A 26,966-nucleotide genomic window follows, 5' to 3' on the forward strand; every position below is an offset into this window, starting at 1 on the left:
GCGGTAGTTCAGTCGGTTAGAATACCGGCCTGTCACGCCGGGGGTCGCGGGTTCGAGTCCCGTCCGCTGCGCCATATCTGTTTCAAGGACCACTGAACGCCTTGAAACACCGAAAGCAACCTCGGGTTGATTCGGCATCGATAGCAAAGACCCTGGTCGAAAGACCGGGGTTTTTTGTGTCTGAAATTTGACCTTTCCCCAATTCCTCCTTTGTAGCCGGCGACGAACGCAAGCCGTGGCTCGTTCGATGCTGTCGCGCAATCTGCGCCTGCGTCCATGGGTCGCTGCGATGCGATGCCGCATTGATTTTTGATTCTTTGGTCAAATTTTTGTAACTGGTTGTTTGCTGCGAGCGCAGAAACCTTTAAAGTTAACCTTTCGGTCAGCTTTGCACTGTCATCACGCCCTTTGTTTAGCCAAAAAGGGCTTCTGCAAGACTCGAGATTCCCAGTAGATAACCAGAAGGGCGGATCCATAACCGCCCAGAGGATGATCCATGTCCAACCGTGAAATATCCCGGCGCTCGTTCCTTCAGGGCGGGCTGGTGGCGGGTGTGAGCGTTACGTTCACACCGCTCAGCAGTCAGGCGCTGGCTGCCTTGATGGAAAACAGCGTGACCGTGCCGTCCGAGCAGTGGCTCGGTAATAACGGCAAGGCGCGCCAGCGTAACGATGCCTTGTCCAAGGTCTGCGGCAGCAAAGTGTTTGCCCGCGACATCCGTTCCAAGGACATGCCGGGCTGGCCCCAGCAGCAAGGCCACGCCATGTTGCTGAAAACCATCAAGGCCGACCGCATCTACGACGGTTACGACCTGTCGTGGCTCGGCGCCGATCTGCAGCCTGATCGTATCGTTACCGCCGCCGACCTGGACAAGGACGGCATCGTGTTCCCTGAAGAGCACGCACCGGATCCGCTGCTGCCGGAAGGCAAAGTGCCGATGTTCATCGGCCACCCGGTTGCGATCCTGATCTGGAACGACTTCGAGCGTTTCCGCCAAGCCAAGAACAAACTCAAATTCAATGACAAAGCGATTCGTTACGGTGCGCAAGTACCGTTCTACGAAGGCGATCCCTATGGCAGTTTTCGCTACGTGCGCGTCGGTGGCCCGACGTCGGCGGACGAAGACGAGTTCGCCAGCCTCAAGGACTCGATCCTGTTCCCGATGCTGAAAAACCGTCGTCCGGTGTGGAATTCCCAGCCGAACCTGCACGGCAACCTGACCGAGCGCGGCCTGTTCTACGCCGATCGCATGAAAAAAGAGATCGACACCCCGCCGGACAACTGGCTGGTGTTCGACGAACGCTACAAAACCCCGTCGATCGAACCGGCCGCGATGGAGCCGGACAACGGCAACGGCTGGTACGACTCGGCGACCAAGACCCTGCATTTCGTCGTCGCTACCCAATGTCCGCTGGAAACCGCCACCGAGACCGCGAAGATGATCGGGCCGTCGCGTTTCGGCCTGGCGAACCTGAACATGCACCCGGGCTACACCGTCGGTTACGGCTCCAAAGACCACAATATTTTCGTCTACTACGCGGCCCTGGCGGCGTTGTACGGCGCAGGTGTGCCGATTCGCCTGGCCAACGACCGCTACGAGCAGTTCCAGAGCGGCATCAAGCGTCACCCGTTCGACATCCGCTACCAATTGGCAGTGGACAAGACCGATCACAGCTTCAAGATTTTCCGTGCCGAGATGAGTGTCGACGGTGGTGGCCGGATCAACTACAGCCCGTCGGTGGCCGCCGTTGGCGCTACTGCGGCACAGTCGATCTACTACATGCCGCAGAACGACCTGCAGGTCACCGCTTACCATTCCCGCGCCGTTGAAGCGGGTTCGATGCGCGGCTACGGCACGCTGCAGAGCATGGCCTCCACCGAAATGATGGTCGACGAAATCGCCGATCGCCTTGGTGTCGACGCCATTGATCTGCGCCGCAAGAACGCGCTGCGCTCGGGAATGAAAAACACTCAGGGCGCGATCCCGGCCGGTGCGTTGCGCCTGCACGAGATTCTCGACAAGGCTTCGCTGCACGAAGTCTGGAAAAACCGCGACGCGATCAAAAAGCAGCGCGAAGCGGCAGACCCGGACAACTGGTACGGCGTAGGTTTCGCCATTTGCCAGAAAGACTTCGGCACCGGTTCCGAAGCGCCGATGGCCAGCATCGAGTTCACCGCTGACGGGCGCATTTCCCTGCGTCACATCGGCATCGAGATCGGCACCGGCATGTCCACCTCGCAAGCGTTGGTGGTGGCTGATTTCCTCGGCAGCGCGGCTCACGATGTGAAGACCGGTGAAACCGAGTGGGATGAAATGCAGTTGGTCACCGCCGGCAACCCTTACATCATGAGTCAGGCCGAGCAGGACAACTTCCTGCGCAATCCGCGCTGGGTCGGCAAGCTGGCATCGGCCTCGTCCGCGACCAACTCCGCCTACTACTTCAGCCACGCCACCCGTGAAGCGGCGCGCGTGCTGTTCAACCACGGTCTGTGGCCGGCGGCGCTGGAGATCTGGCGTCAGGGCCCGTACGGCGGCCAGGCCAACCCTTACGTGGTGCGTCGCGAAGATGCGCACTGGGTCGACGGCAAACTGACCGCCAACGGCATGCAGCCGCTGACCTTCGAAGAGCTGGCCAAGCGTGCTCACGAGCGCGGTCTGGTCACCGGCGCCACGGTTCACGGTTTTAACCGCTGGAGCTGGGCCGAAGCCGAATACAGCATCGACGGCGTGCGCGAGCGTCTGCCGCTTGACGGTCTGGCGGTGAAGTACGGTGACGGCGCCCCTAAGGCGAAGAAGGCGCAGATGACCAGTGCCGGTTTCCACCTGCTGGATCGGCAGAACATCGCCTACCCGGTGGTTCAGTTGAACAACGCCGCCGTGACCTACTACAGCCCAGTCGCAACGCTGGTCGAGTTGAAGGTCAACAAAGGTTCGGCAGAAGTCGAAGTGCTCAACCATCACTCGTGGCTGGAATGCGGCCGGGTGCTGGTCGAAGAACTGGTTCGTGGCCAGCTCGAAGGCGGAATCGCCATGGGCATCGGTCACGCCTTGATGGAAGAGATGCCGCTGTACGAAGGCGGGCCGGGGGAGGGTGACTGGAACTTCAACCGTTATCGCCTGCCGATGGCGCGCCACGTGGCTGTTTGGAAACAGACGTCGGAAATCCTGCCGCCGCTGTCCCCAAGTGACCCGTCCAAAGGCATCGCCGAAGTGGTGATGATCCCGGTGGTCGGTGCCATCGGTAACGCCGTGGCCCACGCCATCGGTAAACGTGTTCGCGATCTGCCAATCACTGCTGCGCGCATCAAGGAGGCCCTCAATGGCTAACCGTCCGCTTCAACTGACCCTCAACGGTCAATCCGTCGGCCCGGTGGACATCCCTGATGACCTACCGATGATCGATTACCTGCACGAATACAAGAACCTCACCGGTTCGCGCCTGGGCTGCGGCCAGGGCATCTGCCACGCCTGCGTGGTGATCGTCGACAACCCGGACGGCACCAGCGAAGAAGTGCGCACCTGCATCACTGGCGCGCATTACTTTGAGGGCAAGAAAGTCCGCACCATCGAAGGTCACGCCAAGCGCGACGAGCAGGGCCAAGTCACCGAACTGAACCCGATCCAGCAGCGTTTCGTCGACGAATTCGCCTTCCAGTGCAGCTATTGCGCGCCGGGCTTCGTCAACGCCGCGACCGTGCTGGTGGAAAAGCTGCAACGCCAGCCAATCGTCAAAAGCAAACTGGAACAAGTCATCGAGGACAGCCTCGGCCATCACGTCTGCCGTTGCACCGGGTACGTGCGTTACTACAACGCCACCCGCAACGTGCTGACCGATCTCGGCCTGGTCAAGGAGGGTTAAGCATGAAGCAATTACTGACCCGCCTGACCCTGGCGGTCGGGCTGGCTGTGCCTGTGTTGGCGGTGCACGCGGATGATCAGGTCAAGCGCGGCGAATACCTCGCCCGCGCGGCCGACTGCATGGCGTGCCACACGGCGCCCGGCGGCGCGCCATTTGCTGGCGGCCTGCCGATCGTGTCGCCGTTCGGCACGATCTACGGCACCAACATCACTCCAAGCAAAGAGCACGGCATCGGTTTGTACAACGACGACGAGTTTTTCGCTGCGCTGACTGAAGGCAAGCGCCGTGACGGCGCGAACCTCTATCCGGCGATGCCGTACACCTCGTATCACTTGATGCCGCGTGCGGATTCGGATGCGATTCACGCGTATCTGAAAACCATCGAGCCAATCGAGCGTGCCGCACCGGTGACCAGCCTTAGCTTTCCGTTCAACGTGCGTCCGGGCCTGATCGGCTGGAACATGATGTACGGCAAAGCCTTGAAGCTCGAATCTGCCGAAGGCAAAAGCGACGCCTGGAAACGCGGCCAGTACATGGTCGAAGTGCTCGGCCATTGCGGCGAATGCCATACGCCACGCGGCCTGCCGGGCGCGATGCAACTGGACAAGCGCCTGACCGGCGGCATCCTCAACGGCTATCTGGCACCGAGCCTGCTGGCCACTGATCTGGCGGCCCGCGGCTGGAACCATCAGGACCTGAGCACGTTCCTCAAGCACGGCATGAGCGCCCAGGGCACGATGTTCAACGAGATGTTCCCGGTGTTCCACAACAGCACTCAGGGCCTGAATGATCCGGATCTGGCGGCGATGGCGATGTTCCTGCTGGGCGACAAGCCTCCGGCGGCGAAAGAGCTGACCGACGTGCCGGTGGAAAAACTCAGTGCCAGCGCTCAACGCGGTCGTCAGGAATACTTGAACGTCTGCGCCGGCTGTCACGCGGCCGGTGGCGAGGGTAAGCCGCACATCGCGGTGGCCATGCGCGGCAACACCACGCTGCGTCTGGAAGACCCGCGCAACCTGTTGCGAGTGATCGAGGATGGTATCGGCGAACAGAAATTCGCCGGATTCGAACACATGCAGCCGATGCCGGGTTTCGCCGACAAGCTGAGTGCTGATCAACTGACCGATCTGCTGAACTACCTGCGTCAGGGTTGGGGTGGTCAGTCGGCCGAGCTGGCGGTCAGCGATGTGCAGAAGCTTCAGGCTGACGCCCCGTCCATCGAGCACAAGGCGCACTGATCATGCAGCATCTCGATCTGCAGGTTGTGCGTCGGGCGCTGGAGTGGTCGACGGCGGGGCAGCGCATCTGGCTTTGCACCGTGCTGACCACCTACGGCTCGGCGCCGCGCGCGCCGGGTTCACTGCTGGCGGTGAACGACGGCGGACAGTGGATCGGGTCGCTGTCCGGTGGTTGCGTCGAGGAAGACTTTCTCGAACGCGTCGCCGAAGGTGCGTTTCTCGATGCGATCAATGTCGTGCGTTATGGCGAAGGTGACGATCCGCGCTCGCGGGTCAGCCTGCCGTGCGGCGGCATTCTCGACGTGCTGGTAGAGAAATTTGACGCCGGCTGCGATGTGCAGGCGCACCTGCGTGAACTCGAATCGGCGTTGCTGGGGCGGCGCCGGTTGATTCGCGAGGTCGATCTGACCACGGGCGCGCGTAGCCTGTTTGCCGATCGCGAACAGGGTGCGCGGATCGAGCGTGAAATCGACCGGGTACGGATCCGCATCGGCGCCGCTCAGCGCTTGCTGCTGGCGGGGTATTCCAGCGTGGCGCAGGCGTGTGCGGAGTTCGCGGTGGGTCTCGGCTTCGAAGTGATTCTCTGCGACCCACGTCATGAGGTGCTGGAAGGCGCGGTGCTCAATGGCGTGGAGATCCGCCGGCAATTGCCGTCGGTGTTTATCGCCGATGGTGGTTGTCACCGGGATACGGCGGTGGTGGCGTTGACCCACGATCCGCGTATCGACGATCTGGCGATGATGGAAGCGGTGCGTACCGAAGCGTTCTACATTGGCGTAATGGGTTCGCAGCAGACGTCGCAGAAGCGCTTCGAGCGATTGCGCCGGATTGGCGGTCTGGGGGAAAGCGAACTGGCGCGGATTCATGCGCCGATCGGTCTTAACCTCGGCAGCAAGACGCCGTCGGAAATCGCTTTGGCGGTGCTCGCGGATATCCTGCGGATTCGCAGCGGGATTGCGCGGGATCAGTTGTGATTTGAGCTGAATGTAAAAAGGGCCGCTATTCAGCGGCCCTTTTTTTGGCTCGTCAGAAACCGAGCTTGTCGCGCAGTCCGTAGTACCACGCGCCCAGCGCGGCAAACGGTGTGCGCAGCAGTTGCCCGCCGGGGAACGGGTAGTGCGGCAAGTCGGCAAACGCATCGAAGCGCTCGGCTTGCCCGCGCAGCGCCTCGGCCAATACCTTGCCGGCCAGATGCGTGTAGGTCACGCCGTGGCCGCTGCAGCCCTGGGAGTAATAGATGTTATCGCCCAGGCGCCCAACCTGAGGCAGACGCGACAGGGTCAGCAGGAAGTTTCCGGTCCAGGCGTAGTCGATCTTCACGTCCTTGAGTTGCGGGAAGGCCTTGAGCATTTTCGGGCGGATGATCGCCTCGATGTTCGCCGGATCCCGCGCGCCATACACCACGCCGCCGCCGAAGATCAGGCGTTTGTCGCCCGTGAGGCGGTAGTAGTCGAGCAGGTAGTTGCAGTCTTCGACGCAGTAGTCCTGCGGCAGAAGGGATTTCGCCAGCTCATCGCCCAATGGCTCGGTGGTGATGACCTGAGTGCCGCACGGCATCGATTTGGCCGCCAGTTCCGGCACCAGATTGCCGAGGTAGGCGTTGCCGGCAACGATGATGAATTTGGATCTGACCTTGCCCTGCGGCGTGTGCACAACCGGATTGGCGCCGCGTTCGATGCGCACGGCCGGCGACTGTTCATAGATGGTGCCACCCAGGGATTCCACGGCAGCAGCTTCGCCCAATGCCAGGTTAAGCGGGTGGATATGGCCACCGCTCATGTCGAGCATGCCGCCGACGTATTGATCGCAAGCCACCACTTCGCGGATGCGCCGCTGATCGAGCAGTTCCAGTCGGGTATGGCCGAAGCGTTCCCACAGGCGCTTCTGCGATTCGAGGTGGCCCATTTGCTTGGCGGTGAGGGCGGCGAATACGCCACCGTCTTTCAGGTCGCACTGGATGTTGTACTTGCTGACGCGTTCACGAATGATCCGGCCGCCCTCGAACGCCATCTGCCCGAGCAGTTGTGCCTGTTTCGGGCCGACGCTGCGTTCGATCACATCGATGTCACGGCTGTAGCTGTTGACGATTTGTCCGCCATTGCGCCCCGAAGCGCCGAAGCCGACCTTGGCGGCTTCCAGCACGGTCACGCGAAAACCGTTCTCGAGCAGGAACAGGGCCGAGGAAAGTCCCGTATAACCAGCGCCGATCACACAGACATCCGTCTCCACGTCATCCTGCAGGGCAGGGCGTGGTGGCACGGCGTTGGCCGACGCAGCGTAATAAGACTCTGGGTAAGGGGTGTTCGCCATCCTGCAGCCTCTGTTTAATATATTTTACGAGTGCAGCGATCCTACCCCAGTTGAAAAACCTCCGCCAGCCACCGGGAAATCTTCTTGCGGCGGGTCGAAATTAAATATTTTGCATATTCATAGGGTTAGGTGAAAAAAAGGTGTTGACACCCCTTCGGAATTCCGTAGAATGCCGCCTCACAGCAGGCACGTAGCTCAGTTGGTTAGAGCACCACCTTGACATGGTGGGGGTCGTTGGTTCGAGTCCAATCGCGCCTACCAAACAAAATCCGCTCTGCTGGGCGGTCTGGAAGGGCTCACCGAAAGGTGAGCCCTTTTTTGTTGTCTGCGATTTCAGAGCCTTTGCAAAATTTCGGTTTGGTCGACCGCAGCTACACTCCGGCACATTTGCAGAGGTGTATTCATGAGTCGCCAATTCAGGCGCGCCGGTCCAGGCGATATCGAAAGCCTGTTGAAGATTGATCCTGTCGCTGAAAAAGATAGCTGCCGTCGCGAGTACATCGCGAGGGCTGTACGGGCGCAGGAGTGCTGGGTTGTCTGCGAGGCGGACGATCCTGGCGCTCCCGTCGGCTACGGATGTCTGGATCGAAGCTTTCTTGGAGAGTGGTTCATACCTCTCGTGATCGTCTCCAGTGCGAACAGGCGTTCCGGCGTGGGGCGGCAGATCGTGAGCGGTCTGGAGCAGCATGCTTGTGCAGAAAAGATCTTCACGTCGACCAATACGTCCAACTCGCCGATGCGACAGCTGCTTACAAATCTTGGATATCAGCACAGCGGAATGGTAGAGAATCTGGATCCGGGGGATCCCGAGCTCATTTTTGTAAAATTCTTGAGCCAAGCGCGTATTGATCGTGATTGATTTTGATCCATTCGTCGCCGACCGTCGCGAGCGACCTTTTAAATAGTGTGGATATTTAAGGGGTTACGGATTTTATTAACCATCCGGTTATCAAAAATACGTTGTTACATACTGGAAAAATCAGTAATATCCGCCCCGCGTTCACCACCACGGTTTATGCATTTTTAAATCCCAAGCTTCCATCAGCTGCTTGGGATTTTTTTTGCCCGCGATTTGCCTTTCCCGCACCTCTGCCCAGCCTCTCGTCTCGCCCGTTCCTGTTTTCCGGGAGCGGTGACAGGCAAGTCCATATTTTTTCGACTACTACTGTCAGGCTGATTTCAGCTCTGCCGGACAGGAGTTCATCGATGCTGGTTCATTGGTTTCTTGCAGCGATTCATTTACTGGCTTTTGCCATGGGCTTCTGGGCGGTGTTGACGCGTGGGACGGCCTTCAGTCGTTTGGCGTCCGGCTCCGGTGATGTCGGGCGAGTGTTGCTAGCCGACAATCTTTGGGGGCTTTCGGCGTTGGTGTTGCTCGTCACCGGCGGCATGCGCGCCTTCGCAGGTTATGAGAAGGGAACCGACTATTACCTGCATCAGCCACTGTTTCATCTGAAGATGACGCTGTTCGTGCTGATTCTGCTTCTGGAACTCATGCCGATGATCACCCTGATCAAATGGCGCGTGTCCAAGGCGCGCGGCGCTGTCCCTGACACGGGGCGTGCAAAGATGTTCGCGCGGATCAGTCATGCCGAAGCGCTTCTGTTGGTATTGATGGTCGTGGCGGCCACCGGAATGGCGCGTGGCGTTACATTCGGCTAGTCGGGCGAGATTCCCAGCCGCTATTCGGAAATGTCCGACAGCCAGCTCGTTGAATGACGGTTAGTATCGGTTGCGAGAAGGGTTGAGGCAGGAAGTGGCGTGGCACGCGCCGTCACCAGGGAGGTGGGGGATGGCAATACGGCGCTTGAATCTTTAGCCAGTCATTGCGCGCAGGCAAACGAACTGGCTACTGACTGCTTAGGGCTCAGGGCGTTTGTGGCTTGTCCGGTGCGGTCAGGCCAGCCTGGATGCGCTGGTAGATCTCTTCCCGGTGCACTGCAACGTTCTTCGGAGCATTGATGCCGATTCGAACTTGCTGGCCGCTGACGCCGAGAATGGTGATCGTGATGTCATCACCAATGTTTATGCTTTCACCGACTTTGCGGGTGAGTATCAGCATGGTCTTCTCCTTGATTGCTTTGTAGGGCACCTGATTCAGACAGTGCAGAGGTCGGTGGTACGTATAGATTAGTGCGAAGTCTTACAGTTTGGGTGCCTCTTTCTGACGCGCAGCAGCGGCATTAATTCCCAGCGCGTAACTATACAGGGGCCGTCGGCATCAATCTCGTAGTTTTATGCCGCAATTTGCGGGGCTCGGAAAGTATTCTCGAATGTTAAGATCGCCGCTTTGAGAATTCAGAGGGAAGCGTTGTGCGCAAATTGGTCTGGGTAGTCGCGGCACTGGCATTGGCAGGATGTGGCGAAGGCAAGAGTGTGGATGCGCAAAAGCCGAAACCGGCGGTGGTAGCGGCGCCTGCTGCGGTGGGCCCGCAGTGGGATCTCGAAGTGCGCGGTGAAACCCCTCAGGCCGTCAGCGACCTCAGCGGCTGGCTGATAGAGCATGGCTTTGTGGCCAGTGTCATCAAGGACGCCAGCGGCAAGACCCGGATCCTGCTCGGCCCTTTCAATTCGAAGGCTGACGCCGAGGCGCGCCAGGCAGATGTGAACGCCGCATTGATCAAGGCGAAGAAGCAGAACATCGAAACGCTGGTGATCGAGCGCACGGCGACGCAATAAGGGGCCTTTCGACGGAGCTGACTAAAGGGTGTCCCCCGTGATTCGTTTTTCAAGGAGTCACTGAAGATACCCAGAAGGAGCTCCGCATGGCCTCCGCCAATCCTTACAAGTTGTTCGACGTCGTTTTGCGTCACAAGCAGCAATTGAGCCCGCATCTCATGCGGATCACGCTCGCAAGCCCCACGGTCACCGAGATGGCGACCTGGGCGCCGGATCAGCGAGTGAAGCTGTTTTTCCCGGCAGCCGACGGTTCACCCGCCAAGCTTTCTCAGGGCGAAGGGTGGTACGCCCGTTTCCGCTCGATGCTGGTTGATCGTCGCCCGGCGATGCGCACTTACACCATCCGTCATTTGCGTGCCGAGTCGGGTGAAGTCGATATCGATTTCGTCCTGCACGGCGAAACCGGCCCGGCCTCCCGTTGGGCGTTGCGAGCGCAACCTGGCGAGTCGATGCAGATTCTGGCGCCCGACAGCCGATTCTCGGCACAAGAGGCGGGGGGATTTGAATGGAAGCCACCGCAAACGCTCAAGCAACTTCTGTTGGTCGCCGACGCCACAGCGTTGCCGGCCGCCATGGGGATCCTGGAAGAACTGGCGACACTTACTGAACCGCCGCAGGCCCAGGCGTTTTTTGAAGTCGACAGTCGTGAGGATATGTTGGCGGTTCCTGACTGGCCCGGACTTTCGGTGCAATGGCTGATCCGCGATCACGCAACTGCCGGCACGTTGATGGTGGAAGCCGTGCAGCAGGCGACGTTGCCTGTCGATGCATCGCCGGTTGGGCAAGCGGTCGAGCTGGCGGATGTCGACATCGAAGAAGAGATTCTGTGGGAGATCGCCGATACGGCCAGCGAGTGTTTCTATGGTTGGATCGCCGGAGAATCCGTTGCGGTCATGAGCCTGCGCAAATACCTCATCAAGGAGCGCGGCATTCCGCGCGAGTCACTCAATCTGATGGGCTACTGGCGTCACAACAAATCCGGCGGTTGAGCACAAAAAAGGCCTTGAGTTTATCGCTCAAGGCCTTTTCTTTTGATCAGACAATCAACCGCAGGCTTTCAGGTTCACCGGGCCGACAAATTCGTTGCCGCGCCCCATCACACACGCCACGCTCTGATTACGCTGGCGCTCCCAGTCTTGCACCGGGTAAGTCTTGTCCCAGGCTTCGTACAGTTGTCGATCCTGCTTCGACAAGCGCAAGCCGTATTGTTTGCTCATGTAAAAGTAGGTGCGGGCGATCATGCCGCGGATCGAAGGGCGGGGCATGACCTTCTTCGCCTTGAAGTCGACCTGAGTCAGGCAGGAGCCGTACTGACCTTTTTCGACCGGCAGCCAGCCGTAGCTGAAATTGCTGCGGTCGCCATTCACCTCGCCGATGCTCGGCACCAGGTTGTGCAGGTCGGCTTCGGCTTTCTGATAGCTCGGGTCGTAGCGGGTGCAATTCTTGCGGCCGCCTTCCTGCCAGCATTGACGCTGATGGCCGAACTGCCAGGCCGGAACAATGTGCTCCCATTCGATGCGGGACGCTCGCTTGGCGTTCTTGCGCGGGACGTAGCCGCAGGCGGCAAGATCGACCTTGTTGCCGGTGTATTTGCACCCGCAATAGAACTCGGTGGATTGTGGTGCGTACAGCTTCCAGGCGACCTTCTTGGCTTCGGTGAACGTACGCGGCGCGCCAGCTTGCGCACCCAGGGAAATGAACAGCAACAGCACAGCAGCAAAACGCAGAATCATTGAATCAATCTTCCTTCGGCACAACCCAGAAAATCTGTACACCGCCATCGTCGCGGTAGGCGAGGGTGACGTTGTCGTTCTCGTCGATCTCTTCCAGCAAGCGCTCCCAGTCATCCACCGGCTCGTCCGGAAGGCGGAAGATCAGTGCGGCTTTGGCTTTTTGTGCGGTGGGGGAATTGATGATTTTTTGAACGCGCATGCCCATGCGTTCGTAAGCGTCAGGAGCATCAGGGGAAGTGGCCACGAGGTTATCCTTATTAAGCTGTACGTGCATACAGTATTTAACTGTAGGCATTTTCGCAACTGCTTAAAATTCAAGAAAATCCTCTGACAGCGGTTTTCCGGGTTTGATGTCACTCAGGTGAAATTTATCTTTGGAGGAGGCGCAAGCTTCACCCTCCGTCAAGTTGACGAAGGGTGAAGTCAGTGCCCGATCAGGAAAGGATCAGGCGAGGATGAATCAGTATTCCCAGAACATCCGTTGCAGCTCTTTGCTGTCGTTGGTCTTGGTCAGCGCGACCATGGCCAGGATGCGGGCTTTCTGTGGGTTCAGGTCGTGAGCAACCACCCAGTCGTATTTGTCGTCAGGCTGTTCGGCGTTGCGCAGGACGAAACCACCGGCATTGACGTGAGACGAGCGAATGATCTGCACGCCGTCCTTGCGCAGCGCCTGCAGGGTCGGAACCACGCGCGAGGAAACCGAGCCGTTGCCGGTACCGGCATGGATGATCGCCTTGGCGCCGGACTGGGCGAGGGCCTTGTAGGCTGTGTCGCTGACATTGCCGTAGGAATAGGCGATTTCTACATCAGGAAGGCTCTTGATGTTTTTGATGTCGAATTCCGAATCCATGGTGTGGCGCTTGGCTGGCAGGCGGAACCAGTAGGATTTGCCTTCTACCACCATGCCGAGCGGACCCCAGGCGCTTTTGAACGCTTCGGTTTTGATGTTGATCATCTTACTGACATCGCGACCTGACTGGATTTCATCGTTCAGGGTCACCAGTACGCCTTTGCCGCGCGCTTCTTTGCTGCTGGCGACGGCCACGGCGTTGTACAGGTTTAGCATGCCGTCCGCCGACATGGCGGTGCCCGGGCGCATGGAGCCGACGACGATGATCGGCTTGTCGGTTTTTTCCACCAGGTTCAGGAAGTACGCGGTCTCTTCCAGGGTATCGGTGCCGTGGGTGATGACGATGCCATCGACGTCTTTGCTGTCGGCCAGTTCGGAAACGCGACGTCCCAGTTGCAGGAGGTTTTCGTTGGTGATGCTTTCCGAGGCGATTTGCATGACCTGTTCGCCACGCACATTGGCCAGCGTGCTCAGTTCGGGAATGCCGGCGATCAATTGTTCGATGCCCACTTTCGCGGCCTGATAAGTCGCGCTGTTGGCAGCGCTGGCGCCCGCGCCGGCAATGGTGCCGCCGGTGGCCAAGACCACTACATTGGCCAGCTTGGCCTGGGTTTCAGCTTCTTTTGCCTGGAGGGCAGTTGGCAGGAGCAGGAGGAGGGCCAAAGCGCCCGGAACGAAACTCTTCAAAGCAGATGTCATTATTTTTCTCTCTAGTAGTGAGACGGTGCTGATGCAGGTTCATCTAGATGCGCCCCGGGCCGATCTGAATGCCAGGGGTGCAGGGAGGGAGCAGGATCTGTACCAGTCGTACTGTGCTTGAGAGAAATGTTTAACCTTATGATTTGAATCAAGATTTATTTGAAGAGTGGTTGTGAGCTTGCCTAGCTCATCCGGGTTTCCGAACGCGGGATGTTTTCTCGTTCGGCTCACCGAAAAGGACTACGAGCCTCGTCCTCAGACTGAACTGGCTGCTTTCCAGATCTCTGCTAAAGAAAACGGCGCGCTGGCCGATGCGCCTTGACAGGGATTCAATTTTTCAGGAGTTCAAATGTCATTGACTATCGGTTTTTCAAATCCCGGTTCGGTCACGATCGGCGGTAAAACTGCTGCGACGATCAATGCAATGAGTGAAGCTGAAGCCGATGCGTCAGCCGAGGCACTGGGTACCGAGAAGGTTGAAACCAATCAGGTCAGAACCGGTGGTCCTGCCCAGGAAGCAAGCGCGAGCGAGGCTCAAGGCGGTGACAATCTGAGCATCACTATCAAGACGCTGCTCAAACGGATGCAGGAACTGCAGAAGCAGCTTCAGGAGCAGCAGCAACAACTGGCCGCCGCGCAGGCTGCGAGTTATCCAACCCCCGAAGCCAAGTCGCAAGCGGTGATGTCCATCCAGGGGCAGATCGCTCAAACCAGCGGTGCCCTGCTGGAAGTCTCGGCTGCACTGGTCAAGGAAATGTCGAAGGGTTCTTCTGCCGGTAATGTGGTCAACACTACGGCTTGAACACTCAAGGGCGAATCCGTGGATTCGCCCTGCGATGAGATACCGATTTCTGATTGTTGACAAATGTCGGCGTGATTCGCATAGTTCGGTCTACGCAAACGTTTGCGCGGCCTTCGCGATGGATTGAATTGTCGTGGGGTGCAGCGAGCTTACGCCAGCGCAAGCGTTGCTCACAATAATCATAAGATCGGAGTGAACCCATGAAGCTGCCATTCGCTGGACGTCTTCTTGCTGTCGCCATGCTGGCTGCCGCATCCGCCGCACTGCCTGTCTCTTCGGCTTTCGCCGAATCCCCTGAAAAACCCAAAGTCGCCCTGGTCATGAAATCCCTGGCCAACGAATTCTTCCTGACCATGGAAGACGGCGCCAAGGCCTACCAGAAAGAACACTCCGCCGATTTCGACCTGATCTCCAACGGCATCAAGGACGAAACCGACACGGCGGGGCAGACGCGCATCGTCGAGCAGATGATTCTGGCAAAGGTCAACGCGCTGGTCATCGCACCGTCTGATTCCAAGGCGATGGTGCCGGTGATCAAGAAAGCCGTCGATGCCGGTATCACTGTGATCAACATCGACAACCAGCTCGATCCGGCTGTGATCAAAAGCAAGAACATCAGCGTTCCGTTCGTAGGCCCGGACAACCGCAAGGGCGCGCGTCTGGTGGGCGAGTACCTGGCCAAGCAACTGAAGGCCGGTGACGAAGTCGGCATCATTGAAGGCGTCTCCACGACGACCAACGCCCAGCAGCGTACCGCTGGCTTCAAGGATGCGATGGAGGCTGCGCAGATCAAGGTTGTTTCCCTGCAGTCCGGCGATTGGGAAATCGACAAGGGCAACAAGGTGGCCGCTTCGATTCTCAGCGAGTACCCGGACGTCAAGGCGCTGCTGGCCGGTAACGACAGCATGGCCGTGGGTGCCGTTTCCGCCGTGCGCGCTGCCGGCAAGGCCGGTCAGGTGCAGGTTGTCGGTTACGACAACATCAATGCCATCAAGCCCATGCTGAAGGACGGCCGCGTTCTGGCGACTGCCGACCAGTACGCTGCGAAGCAAGCGGTATTTGGCATCGAGACTGCGCTGAAAATCATCAAGGGCGAGAAAGTCGACAGTGGTGCGAATGGTGTGATTGAGACACCAGTCGAGCTGGTCACCAAATAAGTCCTCTGGCGACACAACGGCGCTCGTCCGTCCGGGCGAGCGCATGGAGATTTTTATGTCAGTTTCCGCTCCGAACGCTGTCCTCTCGGTCAGCGGTATCGGCAAGACCTATGCGCAACCGGTTCTGACCGGCATCGACCTGACGTTGATGCGCGGTGAAGTGCTGGCGCTGACCGGTGAGAACGGTGCCGGCAAAAGCACCCTGTCGAAGATCATCGGCGGGCTGGTCACACCTACCACCGGCCAGATGCAGTTCCAGGGCAAGGACTATCGCCCCGGCAGTCGCACGCAGGCTGAAGAGCTGGGTGTGCGCATGGTCATGCAAGAGCTCAATCTGCTGCCGACGCTTTCGGTGGCGGAGAACCTGTTCCTCGACAACCTGCCAAGTAACGGTGGCTGGATCAGTCGCAAGCAGCTGCGCAAGGCCGCCATCGAAGCCATGGCTCAAGTCGGCCTCGATGCCATCGACCCGGACACACTGGTCGGCGAGCTGGGCATCGGTCACCAGCAAATGGTCGAGATCGCCCGTAACCTGATCGGCGATTGTCACGTGCTGATCCTCGACGAACCCACCGCGATGCTGACCGCACGCGAAGTCGAGATGCTCTTTGAGCAGATCACTCGGCTGCAGGCGCGCGGCGTCTCGATCATCTACATCTCGCATCGCCTCGAAGAGCTGGCCCGGGTAGCACAGCGCATTGCCGTGTTGCGCGACGGAAACCTGGTCTGTGTCGAGCCGATGGCAAATTACAACAGCGAGCAACTGGTCACCCTGATGGTCGGTCGCGAGCTGGGCGAGCATATCGATCTGGGGGCTCGCAACATCGGCGCGCCGGCCCTGACGGTCAAAGGTCTGACCCGCTCCGACAAGGTGCGTGACGTGTCCTTTGAGGTTCGCGCCGGTGAGATTTTCGGCATTTCGGGGCTGATCGGAGCAGGGCGCACCGAGCTTTTGCGGCTGATCTTCGGCGCCGATGTCGCGGACAGCGGCACGGTGGCGCTCGGATCTCCGGCCCAGGTGGTGAGCATTCGCTCGCCAGTCGATGCAGTGCGCAACGGCATCGCCTTGATCACCGAGGATCGCAAGGGCGAAGGCCTGCTGCTGAGCCAGTCGATCAGCGCCAACATCGCTTTGGGCAACATGCCGGAGATTTCCAGCGGCGGGTTCGTCAACAACGGCGATGAAACGAAGCTCGCGCAGCGGCAGATCGACGCCATGCGCATCCGCAGTTCCAGCCCGACGCAACTGGTGTCCGAGCTGTCCGGCGGTAATCAGCAAAAGGTGGTGATCGGTCGCTGGCTCGAGCGCGACTGTTCGGTGCTGCTGTTCGACGAGCCGACTCGCGGTATCGATGTCGGCGCCAAGTTCGATATTTATGCCCTGCTCGGCGAACTGACTCGGCAGGGCAAGGCGCTGGTCGTGGTGTCCAGCGATTTGCGCGAGCTGATGCTGATCTGCGACCGCATCGGAGTGTTGTCGGCGGGGCGCCTGATCGACACGTTCGAGCGCGACAGCTGGACCCAGGATGACTTGCTTGCCGCCGCGTTCGCCGGCTACCAGAAACGTGATGCGTTGCTCAACGAAGCAGCGCCTAGGGATCTCCCATGAAAACTGCATCTTCCGCCGGCAAATCCAGTGGCAACTTCTACGGCCTCGGCACTTACCTGGGCCTGGCCGGCGCGTTGCTGGCAATGATTGCGCTGTTCTCGGTCATGAGCAGCCATTTCCTGTCGTACAACACCTTCAGCACCCTGGCCAACCAGATTCCCGACCTGATGGTTCTGGCGGTGGGCATGACGTTCGTCCTGATCATCGGCGGGATCGACCTGTCGGTAGGCTCGGTACTGGCGCTCGCGGCATCTACCGTCAGCGTGGCGATTCTTGGCTGGGGCTGGAGCGTATTGCCGGCTGCCTTGTTGGGGATGGCCGTCGCGGCGTTGGCCGGCACGGTGACCGGCTCGATTACCGTGGCGTGGCGAATTCCGTCATTCATTGTGTCGCTCGGTGTTCTGGAAATGGCCCGTGGCCTGGCTTATCAGATGACCGGTTCGCGCACGGCCTATATCGGTGATTCCTTCGCCTGGCTGTCGAACCCGATCGCCTTCGGCATTTCGCCGTCGTTCATCATCGCCTTGCTGGTCATTTTCGTTGCCCAGGCCGTTCTGACCCGTACCGTGTTCGGCCGCTATCTGATCGGCATTGGCACCAACGAAGAAGCGGTGCGTCTGGCGGGGATCAATCCCAAGCCCTACAAAATTCTGGTGTTCAGCCTGATGGGGCTGCTCGCCGGCATTGCGGCGCTGTTCCAGATTTCCCGGCTGGAAGCGGCCGACCCGAACGCTGGTTCCGGCCTTGAGCTGCAAGTCATCGCTGCCGTGGTGATCGGCGGCACCAGCCTGATGGGCGGACGTGGTTCGGTGATCAGCACCTTTTTCGGTGTGTTGATCATCTCCGTCCTGGCGGCCGGTCTGGCGCAGATTGGCGCGACCGAGCCGACCAAGCGCATCATCACCGGTGCGGTGATCGTGATCGCCGTGGTGCTCGACACCTATCGCAGTCAACGCGCAAGCCGACGGGGCTGATAAATGGCAACGATCAAGGATGTGGCGGCACTTGCAGGAATTTCCTACACGACCGTGTCCCACGTAGTAAACAAGACCCGACCGGTGAGCGAAGAAGTGCGGCTCAAGGTCGAGGCGGCCATCAAGAGTCTCGACTATGTGCCGAGCGCGGTGGCCCGTTCGCTGAAAGCGAAAACCACCGCCACCATTGGTTTGCTGGTGCCCAACAGCCTCAACCCGTACTTCGCCGAACTGGCGCGCGGGATCGAGGATTATTGCGAGCGTAACGGCTACTGCGTGATTCTCTGCAACTCCGACGACAACCCGGACAAGCAGCGCAGCTACCTGCGGGTCCTGTTGGAAAAGCGCATCGACGGCTTGATCGTCGCCTCTGCGGGTGGCGACAGTGGTCTGGCGCAAGGACTGGCGGGCGTAAAGACGCCGATGGTGATCGTCGACCGTGGACTCGAAGGCGTGGACGCCGACCTGGTGCGCATCGATCACGAATATGGCGCGTACCTCGCGACGCGGCATTTGCTTGAGCTCGGTCATCGCGATATCGCCACGATCGGTGGTCCGACGAGTACCAGCGTCGCGCAAATGCGTCAGGCCGGTTTTGCTCGAGCGCTGAAAGAGGCGGGTGTTGAAGTGGCCCCGTCGCGCATGCTGGAAAGCGACTTCACCAGCACCGGCGGTTACAACGCGGCTTCGGTTCTGCTTGAGCACAACCCGCCGAGCGCGATCTTTGCCGGTAACGACATGATCGGCATTGGCGTGTTGCGAGCGGCGGCGGAACGTAACGTGCGCGTGCCCGCCGAGCTGTCGGTGATCGGCTTCGACGATATCCAGATGAGTCGTTACGTGTATCCAGCGCTGACGACCGTGGGCCAGTCGATCCTGCAACTGGGCGAGATGGCCGCGGAAGTGTTGTTGCGAAGAATTGCCACCCCGGATCTGGCGACGGATCAGCGGATCGTGACCCCGAGTATTGTCCTGCGCGAATCGACTGCACCGCTGTCCGGGGTGTTCACCGAATACCGCTGAAACCGAATTGATGAGTAATGATGTATGTCCGCAAATGTAGTGGTAATAGGCAGCCTGAACATGGACCTGGTCACTCGGGCGCCGCGCTTGCCCCGGGGCGGTGAGACGCTGATCGGCCATTCTTTCGCGACTGTGTCCGGCGGCAAGGGCGCCAATCAGGCGGTAGCCGCTGCACGGCTGGGTGCGCAGGTGTCGATGGTCGGCTGTGTCGGCAACGATGACTATGGCGTGCAATTGCGCCACGCGTTGCTGGCCGAGCAGATCGATTGTCAGGCGGTCAGCGTAGTGGAGGATTCCAGTGGCGTGGCGCTGATCGTGGTCGATGACAACAGTCAGAACGCGATTGTCATCGTGGCCGGCGCCAATGGTTCGATGACCCCGGCGGTCATCGACCGGTTCGACGCCGTGCTGCAAGCGGCCGACGTGATCATCTGCCAATTGGAAATCCCCGACGCCACGGTAGGCCATGCGCTGAAACGTGGACGTGAACTGGGCAAGACGGTCATCCTCAACCCTGCGCCGGCCAGTCGCCCGCTGCCGGCAGACTGGTTTGCCGCCATCGATTACCTGATTCCCAACGAGAGCGAGGCCGCCGCCCTCAGCGGTTTGCCGGTGGACTCGCTGGCGACCGCTGAAAAAGCCGCTGCGCACCTGATGTCACTGGGCGCCGGCAAGGTCATCATCACGCTGGGGGCTCAAGGCTCGTTGTTCGTCAACGGCACGGGTTACCAGCATTTTCCTGCACCCAAAGTGAAGGCGGTCGATACCACCGCCGCCGGGGATACGTTTGTCGGCGGATTTTCGGCGGCACTGGCGGCCGGCAGAACCGAGGACGAGGCCATTCGTTTCGGGCAGGTCGCTGCGGCCCTGTCGGTTACCCGGGCAGGTGCCCAGCCGTCCATTCCCACCACCTCCGACGTACAGGCATTCAAACCCGCATGAAAAAGACTCCTTTGCTCAATGTCGCCCTGTCGCGGCTGATTGCTTCCCTCGGCCACGGCGACATGGTCGTGATCGGCGATGCCGGCCTGCCGGTGCCGCCGGGTGTCGAACTGATCGACCTGGCGTTGACGCATGGCGTGCCGGATTTCGTCAGCACCCTGAAAGTCGTGCTCAGCGAGATGCAGGTGGAAAGCCACGCGCTGGCCAAGGAGATTTTCGACAAGCAACCGACTGCGCTGTCCACGCTGGACGAGCTGAATGACGAAGGCTCGCTGGGGCGGCGTGACCTGCTCAGTCACGAGCAATTCAAAGTACTCAGCCGACAGGCACGAGCGATCGTTCGTACGGGCGAATGCCAGCCGTACTGCAACATCGTGCTGGTGTCTGGAGTTACGTTCTAAACAGGGTTCGCCCCTTTTGATTTCATCTGCACAAGGAATGCGCCATGCACCGCTATGCTCAAAAAATGCATCAATTGATTCGGAGTCTGCTGCTTTTGTCCGTGATAACCGCGACCGGCGCCCAAGCGGCGGAAAAGATCGACCTGATCATCGACACCGATCCGGGCGCCGACGACGTGGTCGCCCTGTTGTTAGCCATGGCCTCACCGGAGGAGCTGAACATTCGCGCGTTCACCACCGTGGCCGGCAACGTGCGTCTGGACAAGACTTCGCGCAATGCGCGGTTGGCCCGTGAGTGGGCAGAGCGGGAAGAGATTCCGGTGTACGCCGGCGCGCCAAAACCGTTGATGCGCACGCCGATCTACGCCGAAAACATCCATGGCAAGGAAGGCCTGTCGGGTGTCACCGTGCACGAACCGAAAAAAGGCCTGGCCGAAGGCAATGCGGTCAACTACCTGATCGACACCCTGAAAAAAGCCAAGCCGCACAGCATCACCATCGCGATGCTCGGCCCGCAGACCAACCTGGCCCTGGCGCTGATCCAGGAGCCGGAGATTGTTCAGGGGATCAAGGAAGTGGTGATCATGGGTGGCGCCCACTTCAATGGCGGCAACATCACGCCGGTGGCCGAGTTCAACCTGTACGCCGACCCGCAAGCAGCGGAAGTGGTGCTTAAAAGCGGGGTGAAACTGACTTACCTGCCACTGGATGTGACCCACAAGATCCTGACCAGCGATGCGCGCCTGAAGCAGATCGCGGCGCTGAACAACAATGCGAGCAAGATTGTCGGCGACATCCTCAACGAGTACATCAAAGGCGATATGGAGCACTACGGCATTCCGGGTGGTCCTGTGCATGACGCCACCGTCGTGGCTTATCTGCTCAAGCCTGAGCTGTTCACTGGCCGGTCGGTGAATGTGGTGGTCGACAGCCGTGAAGGCCCGACCTTCGGCCAGACTATTGTCGACTGGTATGACGGCCTCAAGGCGCCGAAGAACGCCTTCTGGGTGGAGAACGGTGACGCCCAAGGCTTTTTCGATCTGCTGACCGAGCGTCTGAAACGTCTGAAGTAAGCGATACGCCCGCAGGTGCCAGCTTGCGGGCTTTTACTCCCTCTCGGTGTCCGATGTGCCTTTGAAGTCATCGGGATACTTTTCGAACAACTGGGCGATGAACGACTGCGCGCCTTGCGTTCCCAGCGCCTTCACCAGCAAGTCAATGCTGATCAATGCCAATTCCTCCGGACTGCCCGGACTGTAAGAGCTGTGCCCTTGCGGCCAGGCGGCCTTGATGTCGGCGGTAATGCTTACGGTGGTCATGGCAAGGCTCGGTCGCGGGATCGGAGTTTTGAGTTAACCACTTTGCCGAGCGTTTGGCACTGCGACTTAGGCATGAGCGCAGGGCTATGCGACACTTGGTCGTTTCCGCAAAAAAACAAGGATTGCGCTGTGCAGATCGATTTGAATAGCCCCGACGGCCTGACCCTTGATGCTGTCCGCCGGATGCTGGCGTCAGCCAGTGATGACGAACACACTCAACTGCGCGTGACCAAGGGTGGCATTGCCTATATCTCTTCGGGTGTCACTGGCGGCCAGGACATCGATGGCCTGCTGTTTCGTCTGGAGACTTGGGCAAAAGGCTCGGGATACGTGGGAAATGTCGCGGCCAACGACGAAGTCTGGGTCATGCAGATCTTCAACGCGCTCAAGGACAACTGGCCAAATCCTCCCTTCGATTACATAGATGTCTACTGAGCGTCATTAATATTCAGTGACGCTTTACGGGGTGAAGCTTCAGACGTTGCTCAGGCACACTCAGTGTTTTTCCGATTGTGGGGCAGGGTGATAGCACTCACCGTGAAACCAAACGCCGTATTGGCGGTCGCACGATCTCTGCTCAAAATTGAAATAAGGAGGCTTCAATGCCTTGGAAGTTCGCGTCACTGGGTGCACTGATGGCCGTTGCTCTGTTGGCTGGTTGCTCTACGACCTCCAGCGAGTCGCAGAAGGATCCCGTGGCGACTGAGGCCGGACATGGTCGTTGTGAAGCATCGGCTGCGGAGTTCGCTCTCGGCAAGAAAGCTTCGCCGGAACTATTGGAGCAAGCGCGCAAGAAAGCCGGTGCGCAGAACGCCCGATTCCTCAAGCCGAATGACATGATTACTTTGGAGTACCGCTCCGATCGCCTCAACCTGAATACCGATCAGAACCTGGTAGTCACCCGCGTCAACTGCGGCTGAGCCTTTCGGGCGGTTGTTTCACCCATAAAAAACCCCGTCACATGGACGGGGTTTTTTTAGTGCGCCGGGAAATTACTCTGGGCGAACTTGTGCAGCTTGCATACCCTTTTGGCCTTTCTCAGCCACGAAGGAAACGGTCTGGCCTTCTTTCAGGCTTTTGAAACCGTCGGATTCGATAGCTTTGAAGTGTACGAACAGGTCGTCACCGCCACCTTGAGGAGTGATGAAGCCGAAGCCTTTTTCATCGTTGAACCATTTAACGGTGCCGGTTTGGCGATTAGACATGGTGTATCTCCAAGAAACATATATTTTCAGTAGTACTGTGCTGCTCAGGCCAACTGGGCACACTGGGGTATCATAGTCGAAATGTTCGCTTTGGTAGCCCCCCGGACGTGCTGTTTGCCAATCAGTCGTGTTTTCTTTACTGCCTTTTTCGGCTGGAGGCCCCGGTTTAAAAGGCTTCTGGCGAAAAATAAAGACAATAAAAAAACCTGTAAAACCTGCATAAATCGTACGAAAAGGCCTGAATCAGATGCTTTTCAGCGGTGCTGGGGGCAGTGAAAAGGCCTGTTCCATCATTTTTTCGCCGGGGTATTGGCCTTGCATTTGGCAATTTGCCCCAGGGCTTTCTGCTGCAGTTCCTGGCTGGCCTTGTTGTCCATCAGTGCCTGAATGTCGCTGGCCGGGTAGGACTTGATCGCATCGGCACCGCACGCGCAGTGGGACTTTGCGGCAGCGGCACCGATTTGCGGAGTGGCCGCCTGGGTGCACTGAGCCATGTATTTCTCACGCTCGCCCTTCGGCCAGTCGGCGTGGGCGCTCAACGGCAGCAGCAAAACGAGGGGGGCGACTGCAGCAAGCAGGGTGTTAAGACGCATGCGAGGATGCTCCTTGTGGGTCAATGTCTTGTTATCTGAGGGGCCTAAGGCCGATCAAGTTCAGCACTCTGGCATAAAACGGACGATTTGCCTCCCGGTAAAACCAGAGTGCATCGGTGACCGTTCATCTGTGCTAGCATGCCTGGCTCGGGCGTTCGCAAGCTCCGGATGACCTTCAGTCCTGGCAGCGGCAGCGTACGAATTTTCTGATTTGAATCCCAGTCACTCTGGTTCGGTTTTCCGGTTGGCCGCAAGGCTCCTGCCGCTGTAAGGCAGGCGTTCGTCATTGAATGGCCTGGATCGGATCTTGTACTGGCTCATCCCAACCCACGTGACCTTTCGTAGGGGTCACCACTAGGAGAGGAGGCGCCATGCCAACTATTACTCTTCCCGATGGCAGTCAACGTTCATTCGATCACCCGGTTTCCGTAGCCGAGGTCGCCGCATCCATCGGTGCAGGCCTGGCCAAGGCCACCCTGGCCGGCAAGGTGAACGGCAAGCTGGTTGACGCCAGCGACATCATCGACAGCGACGCAACGCTGCAAATCATCACGCCAAAGGATGAAGAGGGGCTGGAGATCATTCGCCACTCTTGCGCCCACCTGGTTGGCCACGCGGTCAAGCAGTTGTACCCGACGGCCAAAATGGTCATCGGTCCGGTCATTGATGAAGGCTTCTATTACGACATCGCCTTCGAGCGTCCTTTTACGCCGGACGACATGGCGGCCATCGAACAGCGCATGCAACAGCTGATCGACACCGAATACGACGTCATCAAGAAAGTCACCCCGCGTGCCGAAGTGATCGAAGTGTTCAAGGCTCGTGGCGAAGATTACAAGCTGCGTCTGGTCGAGGACATGCCGAACGAGCAGGCCATGGGCCTGTACTATCACGAAGAATACGTCGACATGTGCCGCGGTCCGCACGTGCCGAACACTCGCTTCCTGAAATCCTTCAAGCTGACCAAGCTGTCCGGCGCCTACTGGCGCGGTGATGCCAAGAACGAGCAATTGCAGCGCGTTTACGGCACCGCGTGGGCTGACAAGAAGCAACTGGCTGCTTACATCCAGCGTATCGAAGAAGCTGAAAAGCGCGATCACCGCAAGATCGGCAAGCGCCTAGGCCTGTTTCATACCCAGGAAGAAGCGCCGGGCATGGTGTTCTGGCACCCGAATGGCTGGACGCTTTACCAGGTTCTCGAGCAGTACATGCGCAAAGTGCAGCGCGACAACGGCTATCTCGAGATCAAGACGCCGCAAGTCGTTGACCGCAGCCTGTGGGAGAAATCCGGGCACTGGGCCAACTACGCCGACAACATGTTCACCACCGAGTCGGAAAGCCGCGACTACGCCATCAAGCCGATGAACTGCCCTTGCCACGTGCAGGTGTTCAACCAGGGTCTGAAGAGCTACCGCGAGCTGCCGATGCGCTTGGCCGAGTTCGGTGCCTGCCATCGCAACGAGCCGTCGGGTGCGCTGCACGGCATCATGCGTGTGCGCGCGTTCACTCAGGACGATGCCCACATCTTCTGCACCGAAGAACAGATGCAGGCTGAATCGGCAGCGTTCATCAAGCTGACCATGGATGTTTATGCCGACTTCGGCTTTAAAGACATCGAGATGAAGCTGTCCACTCGTCCGGAAAAACGCGTCGGTTCCGACGAGCTGTGGGATCGCGCCGAAGCGGCCCTGGCTGCAGCGCTTGATAGCGCTGGTCTGCCGTACGATCTGCAGCCGGGTGAGGGCGCTTTCTACGGTCCGAAGATTGAATTCTCGCTGAAAGATTGCCTCGGTCGCGTGTGGCAGTGTGGTACCTTGCAGCTCGATTTCAACCTGCCGGTGCGTCTGGGAGCCGAATACGTCTCCGAAGACAACAGCCGCAAGCATCCGGTGATGTTGCACCGTGCGATCCTCGGTTCGTTCGAGCGTTTCGTCGGGATTCTGATCGAGCACTACGAAGGTGCATTCCCTGCGTGGCTGGCGCCAACCCAGGCAGTGATCATGAATATCACTGATAAACAGGCAGATTTCGTCGCTCAGGTCGAAAAAACTCTCAACGAAAGCGGGTTTCGTGCCAAGTCCGACTTGAGAAATGAAAAGATCGGCTTTAAAATCCGCGAGCATACTTTGCTCAAGGTTCCATATCTCTTGGTTATTGGGGATAAGGAAGTCGAGATGCAGACTGTCGCTGTGCGTACTCGTGAAGGTGCTGACCTGGGCTCGATGCCCGTCGCCCAGTTCGCTGAGTTTCTCGCGCAAGCGGTTTCCCGGCGTGGTCGCCCAGATTCGGAGTAATTATTATTAAGCGTGAAATGAGACAAGATAAACGAGCTGCACCGAAAGCCCCGATCAACGAGAATATCTCGGCACGCGAGGTTCGGTTAATTGGCGCTGATGGCGAGCAGATTGGCATCGTCTCGATTGATGAAGCGCTTCGTATTGCTGAAGAAGCAAAGCTTGATCTGGTAGAAATCTCTGCCGACGCAGTCCCGCCGGTTTGCCGGGTGATGGACTACGGCAAATCGATCTTCGAAAAGAAGAAGCAGATTGCTGCGGCGAAGAAGAACCAGAAGCAGATTCAGGTAAAAGAAATCAAGTTTCGTCCAGGGACGGAGGAAGGGGATTACCAGGTAAAACTGCGCAACCTGGTACGTTTCCTGAGTGACGGGGACAGGGCCAAGGTATCCTTGCGATTCCGCGGCCGTGAGATGGCCCACCAGGAGCTGGGGATGGAACTCCTCAAGCGGGTTGAACAAGACCTGCTCGAGTACGGTTCGGTCGAACAGCATCCTAAGATGGAAGGACGCCAGCTGATCATGGTCATCGCCCCGAAAAAGAAGAAGTAATCAACAGGGCACGGCAGGCCTTCTGATTATGTTTATCAACTGAATGCGGAGTATCCGAACATGCCAAAGATGAAAACCAAAAGTGGTGCTGCTAAGCGGTTTCTGAAAACTGCTAACGGTATCAAGCACAAGCACGCTTTCAAGAGCCACATCCTGACCAAAATGTCGACCAAGCGTAAGCGTCAACTGCGCGGTAGCAGCTTGCTGCATCCGTCTGACGTGGCAAAAGTCGAGCGCATGCTGCGCCTTCGTTAATTTTTGGATCAAGAATAGAGGAAGTAACTCATGGCTCGTGTAAAGCGTGGCGTCATTGCCCGTAAACGTCACAAAAAAATTCTGAAACTTGCTAAAGGCTACTACGGCGCACGCTCCCGCGTATTCCGTGTTGCCAAGCAAGCGGTAATCAAGGCAGGCCAATACGCCTACCGTGACCGTCGTCAGAAAAAACGTCAGTTCCGCGCTCTGTGGATCGCTCGTATCAACGCTGGTGCTCGTGTTAACGGTCTGTCCTACAGCCGTTTCATCGCTGGCCTGAAAAAAGCGTCCATCGAGATCGACCGTAAGGTTCTGGCTGATCTGGCAGTGAACGAAAAAGCGGCGTTTGCTGCGATTGTCGAGAAAGCTAAAGCCACCTTGGCTTAAGTACCCCCGACAGTCACCTGGCCCCACCTCTGTGGGGCCAGGTGTTAAACGTCATAAATAGGGGAAGAGCCTTCAAGCTCTTCCC

Annotated in this window: 30 protein-coding genes and 1 tRNA gene; 23 read left to right on the forward strand and 8 right to left on the reverse strand. The window is 58.7% G+C overall.

The window, feature by feature from the left end; translation table 11 throughout:
• Nucleotides 1-496 precede the first annotated feature (496 nt).
• The 4 genes from AC07XZ_RS26930 to AC07XZ_RS26945 are packed head-to-tail and all read left to right on the forward strand — an operon-like array spanning nucleotide 497 to nucleotide 6,072.
• Entirely contained in the window at nucleotides 497-3,328 is a 2,832-nt protein-coding gene (locus tag AC07XZ_RS26930) for a xanthine dehydrogenase family protein molybdopterin-binding subunit (protein ID WP_085747825.1), read from the forward strand.
• The gene (locus AC07XZ_RS26935; protein WP_007956473.1) at nucleotides 3,321-3,860 is read left to right on the forward strand and encodes a (2Fe-2S)-binding protein; all 540 of its coding nucleotides are present in this window, start codon (nucleotides 3,321-3,323) and stop codon (nucleotides 3,858-3,860) included. Before AC07XZ_RS26930 ends, AC07XZ_RS26935 begins: the two co-directional genes overlap by 8 nt.
• 2 nt (nucleotides 3,861-3,862) lie before the next feature.
• Nucleotides 3,863-5,098, forward strand: a complete 1,236-nt coding sequence (locus AC07XZ_RS26940) for a c-type cytochrome (RefSeq protein WP_102688382.1) — start codon at nucleotides 3,863-3,865, stop codon at nucleotides 5,096-5,098.
• A 2-nt stretch (nucleotides 5,099-5,100) separates the two neighbouring features.
• Nucleotides 5,101-6,072: an XdhC family protein gene (locus AC07XZ_RS26945; RefSeq protein ID WP_102688383.1), complete on the forward strand. Its 972-nt coding sequence runs from the start codon at nucleotides 5,101-5,103 to the stop codon at nucleotides 6,070-6,072.
• A gap of 52 nt (nucleotides 6,073-6,124) precedes the next feature.
• Here the strand turns inward: AC07XZ_RS26945 and AC07XZ_RS26950 are convergent, their stop codons facing one another.
• Complete coding sequence (locus tag AC07XZ_RS26950; protein ID WP_102688384.1) at nucleotides 6,125-7,408, reverse strand: NAD(P)/FAD-dependent oxidoreductase; 1,284 nt, start codon at nucleotides 7,406-7,408, stop codon at nucleotides 6,125-6,127.
• Between the two features lie 184 nt (nucleotides 7,409-7,592).
• Here AC07XZ_RS26950 and AC07XZ_RS26955 point away from each other — a divergent pair.
• The 3 genes from AC07XZ_RS26955 to AC07XZ_RS26965 all read left to right on the forward strand — a co-directional run bounded on the left by AC07XZ_RS26955 (nucleotide 7,593) and on the right by AC07XZ_RS26965 (nucleotide 9,070).
• Nucleotides 7,593-7,669: transfer RNA gene (locus AC07XZ_RS26955), tRNA-Val, on the forward strand.
• A gap of 142 nt (nucleotides 7,670-7,811) precedes the next feature.
• Nucleotides 7,812-8,267, forward strand: coding sequence for a GNAT family N-acetyltransferase (locus tag AC07XZ_RS26960; RefSeq protein WP_102688385.1), 456 nt, complete (start codon nucleotides 7,812-7,814; stop codon nucleotides 8,265-8,267).
• A 347-nt stretch (nucleotides 8,268-8,614) separates the two neighbouring features.
• Nucleotides 8,615-9,070: a DUF2214 family protein gene (locus tag AC07XZ_RS26965; protein WP_102688386.1), complete on the forward strand. Its 456-nt coding sequence runs from the start codon at nucleotides 8,615-8,617 to the stop codon at nucleotides 9,068-9,070.
• 205 nt (nucleotides 9,071-9,275) lie between these two features.
• Here AC07XZ_RS26965 and csrA read toward each other — a convergent pair whose 3' ends face one another.
• Nucleotides 9,276-9,470 (reverse strand): carbon storage regulator CsrA, encoded by a 195-nt coding sequence (csrA, locus tag AC07XZ_RS26970; protein WP_003179932.1) that lies wholly within the window; start codon nucleotides 9,468-9,470, stop codon nucleotides 9,276-9,278.
• Between the two features lie 251 nt (nucleotides 9,471-9,721).
• On the opposite strand from csrA, the gene AC07XZ_RS26975 reads away from it, so the two are divergent.
• Nucleotides 9,722-10,087 (forward strand): SPOR domain-containing protein, encoded by a 366-nt coding sequence (locus AC07XZ_RS26975; protein WP_102688387.1) that lies wholly within the window; start codon nucleotides 9,722-9,724, stop codon nucleotides 10,085-10,087.
• Between the two features lie 86 nt (nucleotides 10,088-10,173).
• Nucleotides 10,174-11,076 carry a siderophore-interacting protein gene (locus tag AC07XZ_RS26980; RefSeq protein ID WP_102688388.1) on the forward strand — a complete coding sequence of 301 codons (903 nt, stop codon included), beginning with the start codon at nucleotides 10,174-10,176 and terminating at the stop codon, nucleotides 11,074-11,076.
• Between the two features lie 54 nt (nucleotides 11,077-11,130).
• Here the strand turns inward: AC07XZ_RS26980 and AC07XZ_RS26985 are convergent, their stop codons facing one another.
• The 3 genes from AC07XZ_RS26985 to AC07XZ_RS26995 all read right to left on the reverse strand — a co-directional run bounded on the left by AC07XZ_RS26985 (nucleotide 11,131) and on the right by AC07XZ_RS26995 (nucleotide 13,369).
• Nucleotides 11,131-11,820 (reverse strand): endonuclease, encoded by a 690-nt coding sequence (locus AC07XZ_RS26985; protein WP_085612799.1) that lies wholly within the window; start codon nucleotides 11,818-11,820, stop codon nucleotides 11,131-11,133.
• Between the two features lie 4 nt (nucleotides 11,821-11,824).
• Entirely contained in the window at nucleotides 11,825-12,094 is a 270-nt protein-coding gene (locus AC07XZ_RS26990; protein ID WP_371857356.1) for a DUF1654 domain-containing protein, read from the reverse strand.
• Between the two features lie 186 nt (nucleotides 12,095-12,280).
• Nucleotides 12,281-13,369 (reverse strand): asparaginase, encoded by a 1,089-nt coding sequence (locus AC07XZ_RS26995; RefSeq protein ID WP_007956004.1) that lies wholly within the window; start codon nucleotides 13,367-13,369, stop codon nucleotides 12,281-12,283.
• Nucleotides 13,370-13,718: 349 nt separating this feature from the next.
• Here AC07XZ_RS26995 and AC07XZ_RS27000 point away from each other — a divergent pair, with 349 nt between their 5' ends.
• From AC07XZ_RS27000 to AC07XZ_RS27035, 8 genes are all read left to right on the forward strand, one after another.
• Nucleotides 13,719-14,171 (forward strand): hypothetical protein, encoded by a 453-nt coding sequence (locus AC07XZ_RS27000; protein ID WP_085747807.1) that lies wholly within the window; start codon nucleotides 13,719-13,721, stop codon nucleotides 14,169-14,171.
• A gap of 200 nt (nucleotides 14,172-14,371) precedes the next feature.
• Nucleotides 14,372-15,328, forward strand: a complete 957-nt coding sequence (locus AC07XZ_RS27005; RefSeq protein WP_007956008.1) for a sugar ABC transporter substrate-binding protein — start codon at nucleotides 14,372-14,374, stop codon at nucleotides 15,326-15,328.
• Between the two features lie 55 nt (nucleotides 15,329-15,383).
• Entirely contained in the window at nucleotides 15,384-16,937 is a 1,554-nt protein-coding gene (locus AC07XZ_RS27010) for a sugar ABC transporter ATP-binding protein (RefSeq protein ID WP_102688389.1), read from the forward strand.
• Nucleotides 16,934-17,911, forward strand: coding sequence for an ABC transporter permease (locus AC07XZ_RS27015; RefSeq protein ID WP_064594871.1), 978 nt, complete (start codon nucleotides 16,934-16,936; stop codon nucleotides 17,909-17,911). Before AC07XZ_RS27010 ends, AC07XZ_RS27015 begins: the two co-directional genes overlap by 4 nt.
• Before the next feature lie 3 nt (nucleotides 17,912-17,914).
• Complete coding sequence (locus AC07XZ_RS27020) at nucleotides 17,915-18,934, forward strand: LacI family DNA-binding transcriptional regulator (protein ID WP_102688390.1); 1,020 nt, start codon at nucleotides 17,915-17,917, stop codon at nucleotides 18,932-18,934.
• Nucleotides 18,935-18,958: 24 nt separating this feature from the next.
• Complete coding sequence (gene rbsK, locus AC07XZ_RS27025) at nucleotides 18,959-19,876, forward strand: ribokinase (RefSeq protein ID WP_102688391.1); 918 nt, start codon at nucleotides 18,959-18,961, stop codon at nucleotides 19,874-19,876.
• Complete coding sequence (gene rbsD, locus AC07XZ_RS27030; RefSeq protein ID WP_007956017.1) at nucleotides 19,873-20,277, forward strand: D-ribose pyranase; 405 nt, start codon at nucleotides 19,873-19,875, stop codon at nucleotides 20,275-20,277. The genes rbsK and rbsD overlap by 4 nt, the downstream gene beginning before the upstream one ends.
• Nucleotides 20,278-20,321: 44 nt before the next feature.
• Complete coding sequence (locus AC07XZ_RS27035) at nucleotides 20,322-21,350, forward strand: nucleoside hydrolase (RefSeq protein ID WP_102688392.1); 1,029 nt, start codon at nucleotides 20,322-20,324, stop codon at nucleotides 21,348-21,350.
• A 33-nt stretch (nucleotides 21,351-21,383) separates the two neighbouring features.
• Here AC07XZ_RS27035 and AC07XZ_RS27040 read toward each other — a convergent pair whose 3' ends face one another.
• Entirely contained in the window at nucleotides 21,384-21,596 is a 213-nt protein-coding gene (locus AC07XZ_RS27040; protein WP_102688393.1) for a hypothetical protein, read from the reverse strand.
• Between the two features lie 129 nt (nucleotides 21,597-21,725).
• On the opposite strand from AC07XZ_RS27040, the gene AC07XZ_RS27045 reads away from it, so the two are divergent.
• Nucleotides 21,726-22,031, forward strand: coding sequence for a hypothetical protein (locus AC07XZ_RS27045; RefSeq protein ID WP_102688394.1), 306 nt, complete (start codon nucleotides 21,726-21,728; stop codon nucleotides 22,029-22,031).
• 167 nt (nucleotides 22,032-22,198) lie between these two features.
• The gene (locus tag AC07XZ_RS27050; RefSeq protein ID WP_085747800.1) at nucleotides 22,199-22,516 is read left to right on the forward strand and encodes an I78 family peptidase inhibitor; all 318 of its coding nucleotides are present in this window, start codon (nucleotides 22,199-22,201) and stop codon (nucleotides 22,514-22,516) included.
• A gap of 72 nt (nucleotides 22,517-22,588) precedes the next feature.
• On the opposite strand, the gene AC07XZ_RS27055 is transcribed toward AC07XZ_RS27050, so the two are convergent.
• Both AC07XZ_RS27055 and AC07XZ_RS27060 read right to left on the reverse strand, forming a co-directional pair.
• A complete protein-coding gene (locus tag AC07XZ_RS27055; RefSeq protein WP_003179963.1) occupies nucleotides 22,589-22,801 on the reverse strand; it encodes a cold-shock protein in 213 nt (70 codons plus the stop codon).
• A 290-nt stretch (nucleotides 22,802-23,091) separates the two neighbouring features.
• Complete coding sequence (locus tag AC07XZ_RS27060) at nucleotides 23,092-23,394, reverse strand: hypothetical protein (protein ID WP_085747799.1); 303 nt, start codon at nucleotides 23,392-23,394, stop codon at nucleotides 23,092-23,094.
• Nucleotides 23,395-23,765: 371 nt separating this feature from the next.
• Between AC07XZ_RS27060 and thrS the strand changes: the two genes are divergently transcribed.
• Genes thrS through rplT form a run of 4 tightly spaced genes read left to right on the forward strand, consistent with a single transcriptional unit; the run spans nucleotide 23,766 to nucleotide 26,881 of the window.
• On the forward strand, nucleotides 23,766-25,688 hold the full coding sequence (gene thrS / locus AC07XZ_RS27065) for a threonine--tRNA ligase (protein WP_085747798.1): 1,923 nt from the start codon (nucleotides 23,766-23,768) through the stop codon (nucleotides 25,686-25,688).
• Nucleotides 25,688-26,239 carry a translation initiation factor IF-3 gene (gene infC, locus AC07XZ_RS27070; RefSeq protein WP_169432615.1) on the forward strand — a complete coding sequence of 184 codons (552 nt, stop codon included), beginning with the start codon at nucleotides 25,688-25,690 and terminating at the stop codon, nucleotides 26,237-26,239. Before thrS ends, infC begins: the two co-directional genes overlap by 1 nt.
• 60 nt (nucleotides 26,240-26,299) lie before the next feature.
• A complete protein-coding gene (rpmI, locus tag AC07XZ_RS27075; RefSeq protein ID WP_002553160.1) occupies nucleotides 26,300-26,494 on the forward strand; it encodes a 50S ribosomal protein L35 in 195 nt (64 codons plus the stop codon).
• Nucleotides 26,495-26,524: 30 nt separating this feature from the next.
• The gene (gene rplT, locus AC07XZ_RS27080; RefSeq protein ID WP_002553161.1) at nucleotides 26,525-26,881 is read left to right on the forward strand and encodes a 50S ribosomal protein L20; all 357 of its coding nucleotides are present in this window, start codon (nucleotides 26,525-26,527) and stop codon (nucleotides 26,879-26,881) included.
• Nucleotides 26,882-26,966 lie beyond the last annotated feature (85 nt).

This window comes from Pseudomonas sp. GW458-11-26-14-LB4 (genome assembly GCF_059423925.1).